A 19,113-nucleotide genomic window follows, 5' to 3' on the forward strand; every position below is an offset into this window, starting at 1 on the left:
CACCGGCCCTATGGTAATAGGGCCGGTGTTTTTTGATGGTATAAGCACTAGTAGTTTGTCCGGACGAAACGTTAAGGTAACCTATGCTGATGAGACGTTATACTTTGAAAAACATGATAGCCGCTTACCGATACGCCTATAGTTCCCGCTCCCGGAAACACTGTATCTCCGCATAACCACAGCCCTTGTAAGCCAGATCGATGCGAAATGCTGTTGAACAAGGCATGATCTAACGTTTGCGGAAAGCCTCCCACTCCGCCGTTTGGGCGAGAAGTGAACCTTTCCCATGCTTTAGGAGCTCCTGAAATTTGATGCTCTGCTTCTTCAATGTTAGGAATGATAGTTTTAATTCCTGCTATCATTTTTTTCTCAAGAACTTGTTTTTGAACATCATAGGTTTCCTTGTTACTCCACTTGCTAAGCTCAATGTGAGTAGATGCTGTAATTGTACGCTTGCCTTCCGGCGCACGAAAACGATCGTCAGGATGAGACACGGAAATAAATAAATGATTTCCTTCCGTCATCTCGCCTTGTTCGGATTGAAGCACTTGCTGAAACAACTCTACCTTCTGCGGAAGATCTCTTTCATCAACCGCAACATACATCGAAAACGTTCCCCACTGCGGAAGCTCGCTTTTTTCTTTGGCCCTCTTATGGATATGTTGGTAATCTTCATCATGCAGTAAAGACTTTAAGCTTTGAATTGGCGCGTTGCATACAACGTCTGAAGCGCGGTAGCGGTTACCTCTATGATCATGCACGATCCACTCGTCGTTATCACGCTCTATCTTTACTACTTTCCTTCCTAGAGTCGTTTTTCCTCCGTTGGCTTTAATAGATTTTTGCAGGGCTTCTGCGACTTTGTATAAGCCACCGTTCACATAGAAAGCTCCTTCGTGATAAATATCCAACGCTAGACATCCGATAAGCATTGAACAGTTCTCACTCGTTGTCTGCATGCTGTCTATTAATTGACCATCAATAAAATGAATAAAGTCCGTTTCGTCTAGCAACCTGTGTTTTTTTAGTAAATGACTAAACGATCGATGAAAATAAGGTAATAACTTCACAGACCCAAGATTTAACGAACTTACCAGCCTACTCCACTCACCGATTGTGAGAGGAGGAAGAACCGGCAGCGGCCGCATGAGCTTGCGAATTTCTTTTGCAACTCTAAAAATACTTTCATAGAAGCTCCTAATATTCTTCGCTTTATGAGGAAATTGTTTTTGAAGATACGAAATATGCTGATACCGGTCTTGATAATAAATTAGTGTACGATGTGGAAGATGAACTTTCATGATTTTCTCAAGAGAAATCTTTTCAATTTCTAGGCCCAGGTATGTGCTGATTCGCTCATGGATCCCTCCGCGCTCAAATCCCATTCCAAGCGTCGCTCCGACAGGAAATGTATAGAGATGGCGCTGGAATTTCCCGGCACAGCCTCCCCACTCTCGAGAAGCTTCTAAAACCGTCACTTCATAGCCATGTTTAGCTAAAAGCGCTCCCGCTGTTAACCCACCTATTCCTCCACCTATTACAACAACTTGCTTATGCATGTTTTCACCTTCTTTAACTCTTTCTTCTATTGTGCAAAAAAAAGAAGCTCACCGCAATTTAGAAGCGGCTCGTTACGGCAATAAAAAAGCTGTGAATGATCTCACAGCTTTTTGGCTTATTTCGTAATCACTCCACAAACAATTCGGTCTCCTGAGTTTCCTGAAGGATCTGTTGTGTAATCGTCTACTTTATCATGTATCACTAATGCCGACCCATCCATATCTATAAGAGAATTCGGCTTTCCTTCTTGCAACGTCACAAGAGAAGCAAAAATTTCGGTATCTACTTTTCCATTTGGCGCAACTTCTAAGTTGGGCAAGTCACCCGCATGCGGGCCTTTTGTATTTTTAAAGCCGTGTTCACGTTTAAAAGGATTAAAATGGGCCCCTGCTGTTTTGAAATCCGGCACCTCACATTTTCCTATTTCATGAATATGAAATCCATGTCTCCCGGGTGAAAGACCTTGAGCAGTTAATTTAATTTGCACACCGTTCTTTGCTTCTGTCAGCGTAGCCTCTCCTACTTTTTTGCCTGACGTATTCGTTAAATCTACTTTAACAGGTCCTACCGATACCTCGCTCGTTTCTTTCGCTTCCTCGGTTTTCAGGTGGTTTTCATGAGCGTTATTTTGCTCTTTTACCATGCTGCATGCTCCTAACAATAACAGAACAAAGACTACGCATCCGTTCATTATCAACTTTTGCATCCGTGATTCCTCCTTTTGCTTATTTATCACCATCCTTTCACTATTTTCCTTTTTTTAGACATCAAAAATAAGATTGAGACATACGTTCACCTTACCAAAGAAAAAATCCGAACGAGTTGGATTCTTAATAAAGAACCTCAATTCATCGTTCGGATTTTCCTTCAACTAAAATACTTTGTTTTAACGTCTTACTTTTGTTTAAAGTTGTATTCTTTTTCCGTTCCGTTTGAAAAACGAACTTCTAATTCAAACGACTGAAAATCTTTTTTTAGGCCAAACGCATCGATTACTTCCTTTTTTACATCTTCATCGGGGGTGCGCTGATCAAAATTTAACTTTTTAAATGTTGAAGATAATTTATTAAACGCTTTGTCTCCGTTCAAGTGCTCATCGTTAATATTATCATCCACTTTGGCTTCTATCTCATCGTTTTCATTTTCATAGTCAGCTTCATAATCATTATTAAGTCCCTTGTAGTCTACTTCTAAATCAAATTTTGAAAAGTTAAAAGATGTGTTTTCACTTTGATTATCATAGCTCATCGGCGTTCCGCCATTTGTCACGCCTTGTTTATTTTGAGCTTCTCTCGCGGGTGCTGCATCATCATTGTGACATGCTGAAAGTACGCTCATACCTATAAGGGAAAAGAATATGAAAAAGGGTCTTTTCTTCACTGTATTTCCTCCTTCGACTTCACTCTTCTTTCCCTTTATGTCCACAAATTCAATTTATATACGCCTTCACTAGAAAACCCCGCTCTCTAAAAAGAAAGCGGGGTTTTTCGTCTTGTTTATTTTACATTAGAATAAGAAATACTGTACATGCTGTTAAAATACGTATTATAAAGAGCTTGAACAGCACGGTCTAAAGCGTCTGCTTTCACACCAAACATCATGCTTACCTCAGAAGAACCTTGGTTAATCATTTCAAGATTCACTTCAGCACGAGCAAAAGCTTCTGTAGCTTTCGCAGCAATTCCTACTGTGCTATTCATTCCCTCTCCTACTACCATAACCATAGCAAGATCACGTTCAATAAAGATTTCATCTACTTCAAGTTCTTTTTCAATTCGAGCAAATACGCGTTTTTCCACATCTGGCGTAAGCTGATGCTCGCGCATGATGACAGAGATATTATCAATTCCTGAAGGAGTATGTTCGTATGAAATACCTTCATCTTCTAAAATTTCAAGCAATCTTCTGCCAAAACCAATTTCACGGTTTAATAAGTATTTGCTCACATGAATATTGCAAAAACCTTTGTCACCAGCGATTCCAACTACTGGCGTATCGCCGTGAGGACGCTCAGCTACAATGAATGTACCTTTTGCTTCAGGATTATTTGTATTCTTAACACATACAGGAATGCCTAGTTTATAAACCGGCTCTAGCGCTTCATCATGGAAGACAGAAAAACCTGCATAGGATAGTTCACGCATTTCTCTGTATGTGACTTCTTTCATTTCATGAGGCTTTTCCACAAGTCTTGGATCTACGCTGTAAATAGCATCTACGTCAGTAAAGTTTTCATACAAGTCAGCTTTTACTCCTGCTGCTACAATTGAACCTGTAATATCTGACCCACCGCGCGAGAACGTAACCATGTTCCCTTCTTCAGAATAGCCAAAAAATCCTGGAATCACCAAAATGCCCGAACGCTCTCTTAGCTGCGGCAGTTTTTCATAAGACAGTGGAAGCACTCTTGCTCTTCCTGGTTCATCAGAAACAAAAATACCTGCTTCTTTTGGATTTACATAATGAGCTTCAAACCCTAAATGGTTTAAATAAGCAGCCATTACCTTTGCGTTATTATCTTCTCCACTTGCTTTGAGACAATCTAATAAGCGAAACGGATCGTTTTTATGTAAATCAATAAGTGATTGTAAATTCGCAATAATATCAGTAATAATCGTTTCTGGCATAGACAAGTCAACCACGATTTCACGATAGCGATCGATTACTTGCCCAAACTCATCGACGTAATCTTCTCCAAGCTGTATTTTGGCAGAAAGTGCGATTAACAAATCTGTCATTTTTGTATCTTCTCCGTATCGCTTGCCCGGAGCTGATACAACTACCAGCTTTCTCTCTTTATCAGACGTTACAATATGCGCAACCTGTTTAAATTTCTCTGCGCTTGCAACTGAACTCCCGCCAAACTTCGCAACCTTCATGTTTGAGACACTTCCTTACTTTGTTTTTAATATTCGATTATTGTACCATATTTTATCAAGTAGAAAAGCTTATCTATCTAACTTTTCTAAAAATTAAAGGAATACTACCGTAATTGTACTCTCATAAAGAACAAATGTCTACCACAAAAACACAAAAAGACTGATTTTACATGATGTAAAATCAGTCTTTATTTGTTATTCTGCTTTTGGTTTTTTTAATACACCTACAAGGACCGCTGTCACAATGGCACCAATTAAAATTGCTAGTGCATATAAAAGAGGATTTCCTTGTACAATTCCGATAACGAATACACCGCCGTGTGGTGCTGGTAAACCGATGTGGAACATCATTGTTAAAGCACCTGCTACTGCAGCACCGATAACCGATGCGGGAATAACACGGCCTGGGTCAGCTGCTGCGAATGGAATCGCACCTTCTGTGATAAATGAAAGACCCATTACATAACACGTTTTACCTGTTTCACGCTCTTGGCGAGTAAATTTGTTTTTGAACAAAGTTGTCGCAATAGCCATACCTAGTGGCGGAACCATACCGCCTGCCATAATCGCTGCGTGTGGAGCATAGTTTCCAGCATCAATCATTGCGATACCAAATGTAAAGGCTGCCTTATTAATAGGACCACCCATATCAATAGCCATCATACCGCCTAAGATAATACCTAATAATACTAAGTTACCCGTGCCAAATCCACTTAACCAGTGCGTTAACCCTTTGTTAATTGCACTAACTGGCTCATTTACAACATAAAGCATAATCAATCCTGAGATAAAAATCCCAAATAGCGGATAAAGAAGAACTGGCTTAATTCCATCAAGAGCTTGCGGCAGGACGCTGAACAATTTCTTTAATCCCACTACTACATAACCCGCTAAGAAACCAGCGATTAAACCACCTAAGAAACCGCCTCCGCCAGAAGCTGCTAAAAGACCTGCAACCATACCAGGAGCTAAACCAGGACGATCAGCAATACTCATTGCAATGAACCCTGCTAGTACCGGTACTAGTAAAAAGAATGCATTATCTCCGCCAATTGTTTTTAGCGCCGCTGCAAACGCATTGTACGTTGGATCTTTCGGTTCTGCTGAGTGAATACCAAACATAAATGAAATGGCGATTAAGATCCCGCCCCCTACAACAAACGGAAGCATTGCTGATACACCGCTCATTAGGTGTTTGTAAAACCCTGTACGCTCTGATCCTTTACTTTCTCCGCCTTCTTTGCTGCCACCGCCGCCGCTGTATACAGGAGCGTCTCCTTTTAACGCGCGGTTAATTAATTCTTCGGGCTTACGAATTCCTTCAGCTACTGGAACTTGAATAACTTTTTTACCTGCAAAACGTTCCATTTCTACTTGCTTGTCCGCTGCAACAATAATAGCGGTAGCGTTTTCAATTTCTTCCTTCGTCAACGCGTTTTTAACACCGCTGGAACCATTTGTTTCAACTTTGAGCGTCACGTTCATGTCTTTCGCTTTTGCTTTTAGGCTATCCGCTGCCATATACGTGTGGGCAATTCCCGTTGGACAAGCCGTTACAGCAAGCACTAATTGATCTGAAGCTGTATCCACTTCTTCTTCCGGCGCTTCATTTTCAGTTTCTTTATCATCAATTGCTTTAATGACTTCATCAATTGATGATGCTGTTAGCAACGTTTTTCGGAACGATTCGTCCATTAATAACGTAGACAAACGAGATAATGTTTCTAAGTGAGCATTATTCGCGCCTTCACTCGCTGCAATCATGAAGAATAAATGTGCAGGCTGTCCGTCTAATGATTCATAATCAATACCTTCTGTTGAGCGTCCAAATGCAATGGCCGGTGTTTTTACCGAGCTTGTTTTTGCATGCGGAATGGCAATGCCTTCCCCAATTCCCGTTGTACTTTGAGATTCACGATTTAAAATTGCTTCTTTATAGCCAGCTCGGTCGCTTAAGCGACCAGCTTCGTCTAATTTTCCAACTAACTCATCAATAACATCAGCTTTTGACGTGCTTTTTAAATCAAGAATGATTGTATCTTTTTTTAATAGTTCTGTAATTCTCATTCTCGGTTCCCCCTACTCTACCTTTGTGATTGACACTTGTTCACGAAGCGTCTTTACATCTTCTGCTGTACATAATTCAAGTGAGAATGCTGTGGCACTTCCTGAAGCAACTCCTGTTTGAAAGGCTTCTAATAAATCCCCTTGCTTTACATAAGAAGCAATAAATCCAGCTACAAGTGAATCGCCAGCTCCAACAGAATTTTTCACTGTTCCTTTAGGGACTGTGGCACTGTAGACACCGCTTTCGTTAATAAGAAGTGCTCCATCGCCTGCCATGGATACAACGACGTTTTGCGCTCCTTGTTCCACAAGCTTTTTACCGTATACTAGCGCATCTTCTGCACTGTTTACTTCTACATCAAACAATTCTGCAAGTTCATGATGATTTGGTTTGATAAAAAACGGCTTGTGAGACACGACGTCTAGCAAGGTTTTTCCACTTGCATCTACTACTACTTTTACTCCGTTCGCTGCTGCTAGTTCCGTTAACGTTTCATACACAGAACTTGGAAGCGTTTTCGGTATGCTTCCTGCTAATACGAAGATATCGCCTTCAGTCATTTGCTTTACTTGAGTCAATAAAGACTGAAGCGCTTCGTCTGTAATAGCAGGTCCTTGACCGTTAATTTCTGTTTCTTTTTCCGTTTTTAACTTTACGTTAATGCGGGTATCTCCATCAACTCTTGTAAAAGCTGTTTCAATATTCTCCGCTTTTAAGTAGTCTTCGATATAGGTTCCTGTAAAGCCGGCTACAAAACCGAGAGCTTTATTATCAACATCTAATCGCTTTAAAACGCGAGAGACGTTAATGCCTTTCCCTCCTGGAAACTTGGCTTCATTCGTTGTGCGGTTAAGTCCGCCTTCTTCGAATGCTGAAACATGTACTACGTAATCAACGGATGGGTTCAACGTACATGTATAAATCATGATTTCACAACCTTTATGTCTGTTTTGTTTGCATACTGTATAAGTACATCACTAGGTACGTCATTTGTTATAATTTTTGCTTCATGTAAATCGGCTATTTTCGCAAAACTTGTTTCAAAAAACTTAGTAGAATCTGATAAAATATAAGATTCTCTAGAAAGCTTCATTGCCGTTTGCTTGATCAATGCTTCTTCTGGATCAGGAGTTGTATATCCATATTGATGATGAATCCCATTCGCTCCCATAAAGCACTTATCAAAACGATACTGCTCAAGACTTAAAAGAGCTCCATTGCCAATTAAAGCGCCCGTTTTATGTTTAACAGATCCTCCAATCAAATAGAGGGTGATACCTTGTTCTAACATCGGGTTTAAATGCATTAAACCATTTGTCACGACAACTACATCTTTTTGCTTCAAAAAAGGAATCATTTCATACGTTGTAGTTCCTGCATCTAAAAAAATACAGTCACCTTCATTTATAATGGAAGCCGCATACTCTGCAATGTTTCGTTTATCTTGAATATTTTTAGCAGATTTTTCGATAACGCTCAGTTCGATTCGTTTACTGCGAATAAGCGAAGCGCCACCGTGAACACGTTTGAGCATTTGCTCTTCTTCTAGTTGACTTAAGTCTCTTCTAATTGTGGATTCCGAAGCGCCTGTAACTTCGATAAACTCTTGCACTTTTACAAGTTCTTTCTCTTTTAAAAGTTTTAAGATTAGTTGATGTCTCTCCGGCGTTAACATGTTCTAGCTCCTTTTTCAAAAAAGCGTTTTCATTTATTTCATGTACTTACTTTATCACGGTTCACATTCAAAATCAATCATAAAAAATCAAAAACATTCATTTTTTTAATTACAAAATAAAGTTTTTTGAACGAACAATTAGATTTGCATTTGTTTTGATAATAGTTTATACAAAAGGAAATAAGCTGGTAATTCAAGAATTTGTCTACTTTTCTCATTATATGTAAAGGTTTTCTTGCAACTAATTAGCTATGACTGTTTTTGACTATTTCTTGACCGATTTAATTTCTCTTGACTGAATTATGTTTAGCTTGTCCTGTTTTAATGAGAGCCTATACATCAAAAAAGTTGTCCACCTTTTTGGACAACTCAAAGTGACCCATCATTTAAATAAAAACAGAAGCATATATAATATAGAAGCAAGGGCAGAAGAAATAGCCAAACTTGAGATAAAACGAACGAGTCTTTTCTTAATGAACTGCGTTAATTCAATTTCTCTTACTTGAGTTTTTTCATTTTGCATACAATATCCCTTCTTTAATCAAAATTTCCTAGTAGCTAAAAGTGACTACTCGCAGAATATGCTTTTATGTATTGTATGCAAGCGTTAAAAAAAAGATACAAATTCAACAAAAAAGCTACTCTTAGCTAGAGTAGCTTTCATCTTTCCATACATCTGCTTCAATTACTGCATCCGCTCGAATCGAATATGTATAACAAGGCCCTGTCACCATCAGCGTATTCGACTGCAGAGAAACTTTATCGATTGTCACTCGTTCATATCTTTGAATATGTCCTGCTTCATAGACGTGAAGGGTTACTGGATGATGCTCCGAGTAACTGTTCATAATGACATTTTCAATATGCTCAATCTTTTCTTTTTTCAACCCTAAAGACTGCTTATGGGCCTCGGGACTGTACATTTTCTTCATTTTCTCTAAATGCTCAGGCATTACTAACTTCGCATACTGTTTTAATTCATCTTGATACACGTTCATTCTCCCCCTTGACTCTTGCTTCTATTTTACCGAACGAACATTCTCATTGCAAAACTTTTTAATCAAAATAAAAGCAAACAATTCATTTTTTCATACTCCATAAAAACTGTCAAAAGATTTTATGTTGATAGCAGAAATTGATTTTTTAAAAAATAATAATATCCCATCTTTAATTCAGCCTCTAGAGTTGGTATAATACATTGTCATGACTGTGTTTTCGGAGTTTTTGATGATTGGAGGTAACGTTCATGATCAATAAAACAAAAGAAATTATCCTCATTATTCTAGGAAGCCTCATTTTCGCACTGGCCATTAATTATTTTGCTATTCCAAATGAATTAGCAGAAGGCGGCGTAACCGGTGTAACAATGATTACCTATTATGTACTAGGCTGGTCTCCTGGTATCACAAACTTTATATTAAACGGTTTGCTGGTACTGATCGGATACAAATTGCTTCACAAACGTGTGATTGCTTACACAATTATATGTATTATTTTCACATCTCTATTCCTACATATAACTGAAGGACTGGGAAATCCTCTTGACGATACGCTACTGGGGGCTATTTTTGCTGGTATTTTAGCCGGTGTAGGACTCGGGCTTGTGTTTAGAGGTGGCGGAACTTCCGGAGGCTCGGCAGTTATCGCCCGCTTAGCTAATCAATATCTAGACTGGAATATTAGCAAAACGATGCTAGCAATTGATTTATTAGTTGTAGCAAGCGCCTATTTTGTCATCGGTGGAGAAAAGACGATGTACACGGTTATTTCTCTTTATATCGGAACAAAGGTGCTGGATTATATTATTGAAGGACTCAACCCCCGCAAAGCAATCACCATTATTTCACACCGTTCAGCTGAAGTAGCCGAACAAGTTAACAAAAAGATGCAGCGAGGCGTCACTGTCTTTTCTGCTCATGGAAGCTATACAAAAGAAGCAAAAGACGTATTGTACGTAGTTGTGAACAAACAAGAACTATTAGAGTTAAAGCGCATTATTCATAAAGTCGATGAACAGGCTTTTGTGGTTGTCCACGATGTGCGAGACGTCTTTGGAGTAGGTTTTACTATTCCAAAAGCCAGCTAAAAACCCGCTGTAAAAAAGCGGGTTTTTTCTATTATATATGTTTGCGCTGAAAATACAGTAAACCTGCTACTCCAAAAAGCAGAAAGCTGCTTATAACAACCACTAAGAAATTCTGTGTAGTCAGCATCAACCCCCATGATGCTTTTCCAGTTACACCTAACATTCCATACATTGGCTGAGTCCATGGGTACCAGGGGCCAAATCGTTCAGAATTAGCAACGAATAAATTCGGTAGTGTTAAAATGACGTTGACTGTCAAAGATGCTCCAAAGCTAGAACATGCCATTGACACAGCTAGCATAAACGCAAGAATGGGCAACACCGCAACCCATCCGCCTAGCATATTTCCAGCTATCATCTTTAATGGCACAGCGCTCGGATAGTCTTTTAACATGCTAACTCCTAATAAAACAACAAATACAAGCACTTGAAGAATTCCCATGAAAGCTGCTGCTGTAATCAATTTTGCTCCGTATACCGATGTCCTTGTCACAGGAAGAGATAATAATTGCTTCCATCCTCCCGCTTCGTGTTCATACCGACAGATGAAGGATGTTACTAACCCGCCAATTAACGGATAAAACAGCAATCCGTGAACATTGGCAATCAAGGCATCTGCCATTGCCCATTTCATTCTCCCGCTTGGCATTGCCTGATCACCTACAAAAAGGATAATAGCGATTAGAATAGGACTCACAAAAAGGTACGTCCAGGCTTTTGTTTTAAACAATTTAAACGATTCTATCCTACATAATTGCAAAAACATTTAGGCCACATCCTTGTTGATAAAGTGCAAGGCGCCTGCAGCATATAGGAAAATACCGATAATTACACCTGCTATTATGTACATATTCCGATAGTCAGAAAACGCTAGCATTGGCCATTGCCAGAAAAACCAGCTCGGCAATTCTCTCATACCACTCATCGTCACACTCATCACAATACCTAGTGCAAGAGAGCGGCCTTGATTTTTAAAAAGCATAGATAACCATATTTGAATAGCTACAAATGGAATGGCAGAAAAAAACGGATAAAAGGTATACACGAAAAGATTTTTCCAAGAAGACGGAAAACCAAATCCTAACCACCAGCCTAACCCAATTATACCGATTAATAGAACAGCAGAAGCGATAAGTAGCATAAACATAACTACTACAAATTTTGCTGTATAAACACTCAGTCTGCTCACAGGTAAGCTCAGCAGCTGCTTCCATGAGCTTCTATGATATTCAATATGCGCTACATTTGAAGCAAGAATCGTTCCTCCCAGTAAAAAAGCTATTGGAAGCGTGATGTTTAGTTCATGAAAAAGACCTTCCCACACATTCGGATTTTGCTGAATTAAATATTCATATCGAACGCTATAATCAACTAGAGTTAAGCCAATTACACCCGCTGGACCTAAAAATAGTAAAAACCAGAGCCATTTTCTTTTTAACTTTATACACTCAGCCTGCAGTATTTTTGTGAACATATCTATTCTCCTCGCTTGTCAGCTTTAAAAAGATATCTTCTAATGATTTCGATTTTTCTTCAACTCGGTAGATTGAGACATTTTCTTGCACAAGCTGATAAACAAGATGTGCCACTTGCTCATGATCAATATAATCTAAAAGAAGACTATGTTTATCGATAGTAGGTACAAACCCGTTTGCTAATAGTATTGTTTTAGCCTTTTCTATCTCTCCTGTTGTAAATGCCACTTGATGCTTAGCTTTTTTGCGAAGCGATTCAATCGAGCCATTAAATAGCATCTTTCCTTTTGTAATAATACCTACTTGAGTCGCTAAATGGTCGATTTCATAGAGTAAATGACTTGAAATCAATACGGTAACTCCGTTTTCCCCTGGCATTTCTTTAATTAATGAACGAATTTCTTGAATTCCTGCAGGATCCAGTCCGTTGGTTGGTTCGTCTAAGATTAATAAACGAGGATTTCCAAGGAGTGCAGAAGCAATACCAAGCCGCTGTTTCATTCCAAGAGAAAAGCCTTTGACTGGGCGATTTGCTTCTTTTGTTAATTTTACAATATTTAGTACTTCATCCACTCTGTTTTTAGATACACCTAGTATTTTACGAAGTACCTCTAAATTTTCTCTTGCAGTTAAATGCGCATAATAGGAAGGGCTCTCTACAAGTGAACCTATCTTTTTTAAGGCTTGAATATGCTGCCTGTGATTTTTTATTCTTTCTCCAAACAGCTCAATTTCCCCGCTCGTTGGCTTCATTAGCCCGAGCAACATTCGGATCGTTGTCGTCTTCCCTGCTCCATTAGGCCCTAAAAACCCGTAGATTTCTCCTTCTTTAATGGATAAATTCACTTCATTTACAGCTTCTGCTCCTTTAAATACTTTTATCAGCTGAGTCGTTTTAACAATTTCCACTTTTATCACCTCTCCTTTACTATAAACAGCCAAAGTTAAGAGGACGGAAAAGAAAGGTTAAAATTCGTTTAAAAAAGCGAGTGAATTAATCACTCGCTTTGTACACAATTTGAATATCCGTTCCATGTTTTGTAGAATGAATTGACCACGTTAACTCCATTTCTTTAATCATCGCATCCACAATCGCTAGACCTACACCGTTTTGCTTCGTATGGCTATTCTTTTTAAAGCCTGACCCTTTATCAGAAATGGTGAGAGAAGATAAATCATGCTCTTGAACAAGACGAAAGCTAATAAAGTTACCTTCTTTGGCATGACGAATGACATTTTGACATAAATTATCTATTATTCTTTCTAACCACTGAACATCTCCGCGCCAATATATGGACTGAGAAGGCAGTTGAATATCCACTTCCATATTCTCTTCTTCAAATAATGGATACCATTGCGCAATGCTTTTTCTAAGAAATCGAGCCATATCAACTTCCTCTTCCCGATATGGATATTTTCCATTTAACAGCAGCGTATAGGAAAATAAATTATCTATTAAATCACTAACAAATTCTACTTTTGTATCAATTACCTCAAGAGATTGTTGAATGTTCAAGGCCATTTCTTCGTTTTTCAGCTGATAAATATGCGTTCGAACAGTCGTGAGCGGTGTTCGTAAGTCATGCGATAGACTCATAATTAAGTCTTGCCGCAGCTGTTCTTCTTGCTTCTCTCGATACCGGCTTTCATGAAGCTGTTTAACCATTTGATTAAAGGATTGTTCTAGCTGACCAATTTCATCCGTGGACTCAGATACAACAGGTAAAGGAATTCCTCGCTCGCCTTTGTTGTTCATAGCAGCTTGTAACACTCGCAGCCTTTTTCGAATTCGAAGAAAAAAGAACAGAGAAAGTACAATAAAAGAAAGCACAATAATAAAAACAAATCCTAAATAAATATTATAGTAGGCTGGGTCTAGCCTTTGAATAGGAGGCTCAACGGCTTTTTCTGGCACTTCAATGACCATAAAACCTTGCTTTTTATCTGTTCCAATAAAGGTAATAACCGTATACGGATTGTTTCCGTATCGTTTTTTTATAAATTCAGCCGTATAAGACGATGACCATTGCTTCGGAAGGGCTGCATGATAAGGAAGCGGAAGCTGTGTTTGTCCATCTTCGTTTACCCAGAACATTGAAGCTTCAGGGTATTTTTCTTTTAATAATTTTAGCTTTTGATTAATTGTTTTCTCATTTGCTCCTTCTAGCTTTCGGGCTTCTTCATTCCACATTTGTTCGTAGTAGCTTTTTCCTTTATACTCTTCATTTAATAATCCTTGAATATGCATAAAAGGGACGGTGATCAGCCATGAGCCTGCAAAAAATGATACCGGTATAATTAGTACAGCTGAAAGCATAATTAAGATATACTTCGTGATAAGAGACTGTGTAACGTTCATTGCTTTACCCTGTACCCAATCCCTCGTATTGTTTCAATAATTTCAGGCTTAGCTGCATTTTTCTCCAATTTTTCTCGTAAATAGCGAATATGTACCATTAATGTTTTATCTCCTTCTATATAACGCTCTTTCCATACTCCTTCATAAATTTGTTCTTTTGTTAAAATTTGATTTAAATGCTGAAGGAAATAAGTAAAAATATGAAATTGCTTACCTGTTAAACTAATTTCTTCACTTGTCTCTCTGTTCATCACGCGATAGTCTATCATCGAAATATGCAAATGTTTTACAATAAGCTCTTCTTTCTTTCTTGAAAATCTCCTTAACAATACTTCGAGCCTTGCAAGCAGCTCTTCTGGATGAAACGGCTTTGTGACATAGTCATCGGCAAACTCTAGCCCCATGATCTTATCTTCTAGGGCTGTACGAGCTGAAAGCATTAAAATCGGGACATCAGGTGCTAGTTTTTTAAGCTTTTTTCCCACTGTAAATCCATCTAACCCAGGCAGCATTACATCTAGAATGACAATATCCGTTTGTTTAATAAACTGACTGGCGATATCTCCTGATTGTAACCAAGTAACTTCATAGTTTTGCTTTTTAAGCTCATTTTGAATCATTAATCCAATTTCTTCATTGTCTTCAATGTATAAAACGTGATTCATGCGCACAACCCCTTTACTTCTTTTTCCATTTTATCGAATTCTTGTTAACGATAAAAGCCTAAAAAGCTAAAAGGCGATGCCTTTTAGCTTTTTTCTTTACACGTCCATTTAATTAACAAACCGCAATGCGTTAATCCTCCTCCAAACCCATAGAGAATAAGAAGGTCATTATCCCGTACTTTTCCTGTCATTATTCCTTCGTTCAAGGCAAGTGGAATAGAAGCTGAAGATGTATTTCCGCAGTATTGTACACTCGTTAACGTTTTATCCATTGAAACACCTGTTTTAGCACAAATAGCTTCAATCATCCGAAGGTTTGCACTGTGCGGAATAAACCAATTTACATCAGAAAGAGAAATGGAAGTACCCTTTAACAATGCTCCTACTCCTTTTGGAATCGTTCGGACAGCAAAGCGGTATACTTCACGCCCATTTTGAACTAAATTTCCGCTCGCGTTAATTTCTTTTCCTGAAAGAGTATCAGATAAATTAGAACGATATAAATTCACCCCTCCGCTTCCGTCCGTTCCGTAGTGACATCCTAAGAAACTTGGATTATGCTCATCGTATTCTACAAGCATAGCTCCCGCTCCGTCACCGAACAGCACGCAGGTGGCCCGGTCCGTATAATCTGTAATTTTCGACATGACTTCAGCACCAATAACTAAAATCTTTTTATGCAATCCGGACGTCACTAAGCCGTTCGCCACGTGAAGTCCATATGTAAAACCGGCGCATGCGGCACTTAAATCAAATGCAGCAGCTTGATCAATATGAAAGTAATCTTGAACCTGACATGCTACGCTAGGAAAAAAGTGATCCGGTGTTGTTGTCGAAACAATAACTGCATCTACATCTTCTATTTTTACATTATAGCGGTTAAGCAAATTTTCAACAGCTTGAATAGCAAGCGCGGACGTGTATTCGCCTTCACCAGCAATTCGCCGTTCTTTCATTCCCGTGCGCTGTACAATCCATTCGTCACTTGTATCAACCATTTCTTTTAAATGGTCGTTCGTTAATTTTTGCTTTGGTGTATATATCCCCATTCCTGTGATTCTAGCTTTTGATTGCATCATTTCTCCACCTCAAATCAGTTGATACTTAATTATAACACCTACTTTTAATATCTGGTACTAATTTATTAATAGATAAAAAGCGCAAAGGTATACCCTTCACGCTTTTTTATTGGATATAAATTTTTCTATGCCTTATCTAATGCGTGCCTGATACTCTTTTTCTAAGTCAGAGAGTGTGAGTTCAAAAAGATGATGATTTTCTTTTTTATAAATCCCTTTTTCAGCAACTCTTCAATGAGGTATTGTTTTCTTTGGCGCACCGCTGCTCGTAATAAATTTTCCATCTTTTCTCCTCCTATTATATTAATTTAAGAATAAAAAAAAGACTCCTAACACAGGTCAGAAGCCTTCGGTAATCCGATCAGCACAGGAATGAAACTGTCAGATCTTCATAATTTTAAAACTTATAACTCAATTCCAATTCTAAAAATTCTAAATCTTCTAACTAAAAGAAAGTCAATTCTTCTTCGAATTCGCACGTTTTCTATATTTAATACAGTACTTGCTTGCCCCGCCGTCAAGCGTTCGCTATCTAGACAGGCCCTTCAGTTTCTCTAAATACGTATTGAAATAGGATTATTTGTGGCTTGCTACTTTGCTTTTAGCTAAAAAGCGGTTTTTTTCCGTGCTGTCCACTTGAGTAATTTGTCCGTCGTGAAGAGTAATTAGTACAGATCCATAGTTGATTTCAGTTAGTAATTTAACAATATAATCTAATTTTTCTTGTGTAATTGAAGCCATTTTATCATTCTCCTATTCATAGATAAATTTATATTTCAGTTGCAGTTGAATAAATAAAGCGAACAACATCTATAAGTACTTGTATAATGTGCAGAAGATAAATACATCGTAATCCTCCCCATATGCTCAGTTGAAGATTGAGATTTTAATGACCACAACCAATGTACAGAAAAGGCCCACACCAGTAGCGAACAAGTATGAGCCTTCGGTTGACCGATCAGCTTCTTTAGCATCCCAATTTTTTCAAAAGATTTATACTATCTATATTATTTACACTTTACCTATATGTCAAGTAGGGATTAAAAAAATAAATAGATAGTATTAATTTTTTTTATATCTTTGACCTAATAAAAAAGACTCCTCTGCATGAACTTACACAGACGAGTCTTTTTTAGTCCCATTTTTTTGGATAGGCAAAGTTACCGTAAAGATGCTTCCTTGTTCTTTTTTGCTTTCAACACGTATTGCGCCCTCATGCAGTCGCACAATTTTTTTTGTAATAGCTAGACCGAGGCCGCTTCCTTTCAACGTTCTCGATTTATCTACTTTATAAAAGCTTTCAAAAATATATTTTTGATCTTCTTCGGCAATACCAATTCCATTGTCCTTTATTTCCACGTCTATTTCTTCGTTTTTTTGATGAATGGATATTTTCACAAATCCATGTTCAGATGTATATTTAACAGCATTTGTTACTAAATTTAGCCAAACTTGCTCTAACAAATCTTTATCTGCTTCTATTTGAACATTGGATAAATCAAGGTCAATTTCTATGTTCTTTTTTATCCACTGAGGTTCTAAAGCCATGACCACATGCCTGATTTGTTCATCTAACCGGTATTGCTGCAGCATTAGCGTTTGATGTTCAGAGTCAAGAGAAGCAAGCTTTAGCAAATTGGAACTAAGCTGAGATAGTCTTGTACTTTCTTTTTCGATAATCGTTAAATATTGTATCTTTTTATCTTCACTGACGATATCATCTTTAAGTGCCGCTGAAAAACCGCGAATAGAGGTCAGCGGTGATTGAATTTCATGCGAAACGCTAGCAATAAACTCTTGCCTCATCGTTTCTATTTTGTTTAATTCTTTAGTCATTTGATTAAAGTTTTTAGTTAACAGACCAATTTCATCATTCGCTGCGTGCTCGACTTGCACATTGTATTCGCCTTGTCCGACAACTTTCATCGCTGTACTGAGACGCTTAATCGGTTTAATAATAATCGTTGAAACATATGCAAACAATACAATACCTACTAATAAAATCGTAATAAGCTGGATATTTTGAACATCTTGAATAACTGAAAATTGCCGCTGTGGATGAGACTGAATAAATAGAGCATACGACCGTCCATTTTCTTTAAAAGGAAGACCCACTACGTTTGGCTGTGGACGATCACCTTTTTCCTCGTTTAAATTAGAATAACGCTTCCCACCTAATACTTGATCTACTTCTTTGGGTGTAATTGGAATAGGCGGTCCCGGCTGTCCTAATACTTTCTCTTTATGCTGATCATCAATAATAATAAACGAAAAATGAATGAATGATGAATTAGATAAAAACCTTGCAGCTTTATCGGAGTCTTCTGCTCCGTACAAATCGATAAAATCTTCTCCCATCTTCACCATATCCTGACCTAATCGCATTTCGAGCTTCTGCTTGCTAAGAAATGTCGTGACAACAACGGTAATCACAACGCTCAATAAAATTGTAATGATGAACGATAGAACCAGCTTTACATAAATTGATTTCACGTTAACACCCTTCTGCTCTATAGCCTAGTCCGCGAATTGTTTTGATTTCCATACCGACGTTTTTCATATGATTAAGCCTCTCTCGCAGACGTTTTATGTGAACGTCTACCGTGCGCTCATCACCTTCATAATCATATCCCCAAATTAATTGAATAAGCTGATCACGAGTAAAAATCTTTCCTGGAGAACTAACTAATGTGAACAGTAATTCAAACTCTTTTAACGGCAGCTGTTCGCTTGTTTCTCCTGCACTCATCTCTAATTTGGTACGGTCCAATTTTATATTCCCCATATAAATTACATTGTTAGCTTCTACTCGGTACCTGCGTAAAAGGGCCTTTACACGAGCAACCATTTCCTGAGGATCAAAAGGCTTCACGACATAGTCGTCTGTTCCGATATCAAATCCTTTTAGTTTATCATGCGATTCGCCTCTAGCTGTTACCATCAAAACCGGTATATCAAAATACTCCTTAATTTCCTTTGTTAGTTCCCATCCGTCTTTAAATGGCATCATGATATCAACGACCGCTAGATCAATTCGAAACTCTTCCATTTTCGCCCACGCTTCTTCACCATCTGCTGCTTTTATAATTTTAAATCCTTGATTTTCTAAATATAATGATATCAGCTCTCGAATGTGTTGATCATCATCTGCAACTAATATTTGAATCATACATGTCTCTCCCTATTCCTAAGTTTGTCCAGCTTTTACGCACAGTAAGCTCTCTGTTTATACCAAACAGAGAGCCACATAAGATCATACAATGATTT

At 38.2% G+C, this 19,113-nt stretch carries 20 protein-coding genes; 1 reads left to right on the forward strand and 19 read right to left on the reverse strand.

The window, feature by feature from the left end:
• Positions 1-71 precede the first annotated feature (71 nt).
• The 9 genes from ACRPLY_RS03035 to ACRPLY_RS03075 form a co-directional block, all read right to left on the reverse strand.
• Positions 72-1,559 (reverse strand): FAD-dependent oxidoreductase, encoded by a 1,488-nt coding sequence (locus ACRPLY_RS03035; RefSeq protein WP_432231537.1) that lies wholly within the window; start codon positions 1,557-1,559, stop codon positions 72-74.
• Positions 1,560-1,675: 116 nt separating this feature from the next.
• Positions 1,676-2,266, reverse strand: coding sequence for a superoxide dismutase family protein (locus tag ACRPLY_RS03040; RefSeq protein WP_028413527.1), 591 nt, complete (start codon positions 2,264-2,266; stop codon positions 1,676-1,678).
• A 188-nt stretch (positions 2,267-2,454) separates the two neighbouring features.
• On the reverse strand, positions 2,455-2,940 hold the full coding sequence (locus ACRPLY_RS03045; protein ID WP_028413528.1) for a YusW family protein: 486 nt from the start codon (positions 2,938-2,940) through the stop codon (positions 2,455-2,457).
• Positions 2,941-3,056: 116 nt separating this feature from the next.
• The gene (locus tag ACRPLY_RS03050; protein ID WP_028413529.1) at positions 3,057-4,439 is read right to left on the reverse strand and encodes an aspartate kinase; all 1,383 of its coding nucleotides are present in this window, start codon (positions 4,437-4,439) and stop codon (positions 3,057-3,059) included.
• Between the two features lie 195 nt (positions 4,440-4,634).
• Complete coding sequence (locus ACRPLY_RS03055) at positions 4,635-6,506, reverse strand: PTS fructose transporter subunit IIABC (protein ID WP_028413530.1); 1,872 nt, start codon at positions 6,504-6,506, stop codon at positions 4,635-4,637.
• 12 nt (positions 6,507-6,518) lie between these two features.
• On the reverse strand, positions 6,519-7,433 hold the full coding sequence (gene pfkB, locus ACRPLY_RS03060) for a 1-phosphofructokinase (RefSeq protein ID WP_028413531.1): 915 nt from the start codon (positions 7,431-7,433) through the stop codon (positions 6,519-6,521).
• Positions 7,430-8,182, reverse strand: a complete 753-nt coding sequence (locus tag ACRPLY_RS03065) for a DeoR/GlpR family DNA-binding transcription regulator (RefSeq protein ID WP_028413532.1) — start codon at positions 8,180-8,182, stop codon at positions 7,430-7,432. The genes pfkB and ACRPLY_RS03065 overlap by 4 nt, the downstream gene beginning before the upstream one ends.
• Before the next feature lie 382 nt (positions 8,183-8,564).
• Complete coding sequence (locus ACRPLY_RS03070) at positions 8,565-8,705, reverse strand: hypothetical protein (protein WP_013056833.1); 141 nt, start codon at positions 8,703-8,705, stop codon at positions 8,565-8,567.
• Between the two features lie 121 nt (positions 8,706-8,826).
• A complete protein-coding gene (locus ACRPLY_RS03075) occupies positions 8,827-9,180 on the reverse strand; it encodes a YolD-like family protein (RefSeq protein WP_033578844.1) in 354 nt (117 codons plus the stop codon).
• A gap of 248 nt (positions 9,181-9,428) precedes the next feature.
• On the opposite strand from ACRPLY_RS03075, the gene ACRPLY_RS03080 reads away from it, so the two are divergent.
• Positions 9,429-10,268 carry a YitT family protein gene (locus ACRPLY_RS03080; RefSeq protein ID WP_221777517.1) on the forward strand — a complete coding sequence of 280 codons (840 nt, stop codon included), beginning with the start codon at positions 9,429-9,431 and terminating at the stop codon, positions 10,266-10,268.
• A gap of 31 nt (positions 10,269-10,299) precedes the next feature.
• On the opposite strand, the gene ACRPLY_RS03085 is transcribed toward ACRPLY_RS03080, so the two are convergent.
• The 10 genes from ACRPLY_RS03085 to ACRPLY_RS03130 all read right to left on the reverse strand — a co-directional run bounded on the left by ACRPLY_RS03085 (position 10,300) and on the right by ACRPLY_RS03130 (position 19,015).
• Positions 10,300-11,034, reverse strand: a complete 735-nt coding sequence (locus ACRPLY_RS03085) for an ABC transporter permease (RefSeq protein ID WP_257042569.1) — start codon at positions 11,032-11,034, stop codon at positions 10,300-10,302.
• Positions 11,035-11,742, reverse strand: coding sequence for an ABC transporter permease (locus tag ACRPLY_RS03090; RefSeq protein ID WP_432231538.1), 708 nt, complete (start codon positions 11,740-11,742; stop codon positions 11,035-11,037). It lies immediately after the preceding gene.
• Positions 11,717-12,652 carry an ABC transporter ATP-binding protein gene (locus ACRPLY_RS03095; RefSeq protein ID WP_047751073.1) on the reverse strand — a complete coding sequence of 312 codons (936 nt, stop codon included), beginning with the start codon at positions 12,650-12,652 and terminating at the stop codon, positions 11,717-11,719. Before ACRPLY_RS03095 ends, ACRPLY_RS03090 begins: the two co-directional genes overlap by 26 nt.
• Before the next feature lie 85 nt (positions 12,653-12,737).
• Positions 12,738-14,102, reverse strand: coding sequence for a HAMP domain-containing sensor histidine kinase (locus ACRPLY_RS03100; RefSeq protein WP_028413538.1), 1,365 nt, complete (start codon positions 14,100-14,102; stop codon positions 12,738-12,740).
• Positions 14,099-14,767 carry a response regulator transcription factor gene (locus ACRPLY_RS03105; protein ID WP_028413539.1) on the reverse strand — a complete coding sequence of 223 codons (669 nt, stop codon included), beginning with the start codon at positions 14,765-14,767 and terminating at the stop codon, positions 14,099-14,101. The genes ACRPLY_RS03100 and ACRPLY_RS03105 overlap by 4 nt, the downstream gene beginning before the upstream one ends.
• A gap of 83 nt (positions 14,768-14,850) precedes the next feature.
• Positions 14,851-15,846, reverse strand: a complete 996-nt coding sequence (locus ACRPLY_RS03110) for a ketoacyl-ACP synthase III (protein WP_325075633.1) — start codon at positions 15,844-15,846, stop codon at positions 14,851-14,853.
• A 132-nt stretch (positions 15,847-15,978) separates the two neighbouring features.
• Positions 15,979-16,059 (reverse strand): Fur-regulated basic protein FbpA, encoded by an 81-nt coding sequence (locus ACRPLY_RS03115; protein ID WP_325077758.1) that lies wholly within the window; start codon positions 16,057-16,059, stop codon positions 15,979-15,981.
• A gap of 363 nt (positions 16,060-16,422) precedes the next feature.
• Positions 16,423-16,587 (reverse strand): YezD family protein, encoded by a 165-nt coding sequence (locus ACRPLY_RS03120; protein ID WP_013056824.1) that lies wholly within the window; start codon positions 16,585-16,587, stop codon positions 16,423-16,425.
• Positions 16,588-16,959: 372 nt separating this feature from the next.
• Positions 16,960-18,339, reverse strand: a complete 1,380-nt coding sequence (locus ACRPLY_RS03125) for a sensor histidine kinase (protein ID WP_432231539.1) — start codon at positions 18,337-18,339, stop codon at positions 16,960-16,962.
• A gap of 1 nt (position 18,340) precedes the next feature.
• Positions 18,341-19,015, reverse strand: a complete 675-nt coding sequence (locus ACRPLY_RS03130) for a response regulator transcription factor (protein ID WP_013056822.1) — start codon at positions 19,013-19,015, stop codon at positions 18,341-18,343.
• Positions 19,016-19,113: the final 98 nt, after the last annotated feature.

The organism is Priestia sp. TGN 0903 (genome assembly GCF_050846855.1).
GTDB classification, from domain to species: Bacteria; Bacillota; Bacilli; order Bacillales; family Bacillaceae_H; genus Priestia; species Priestia zanthoxyli.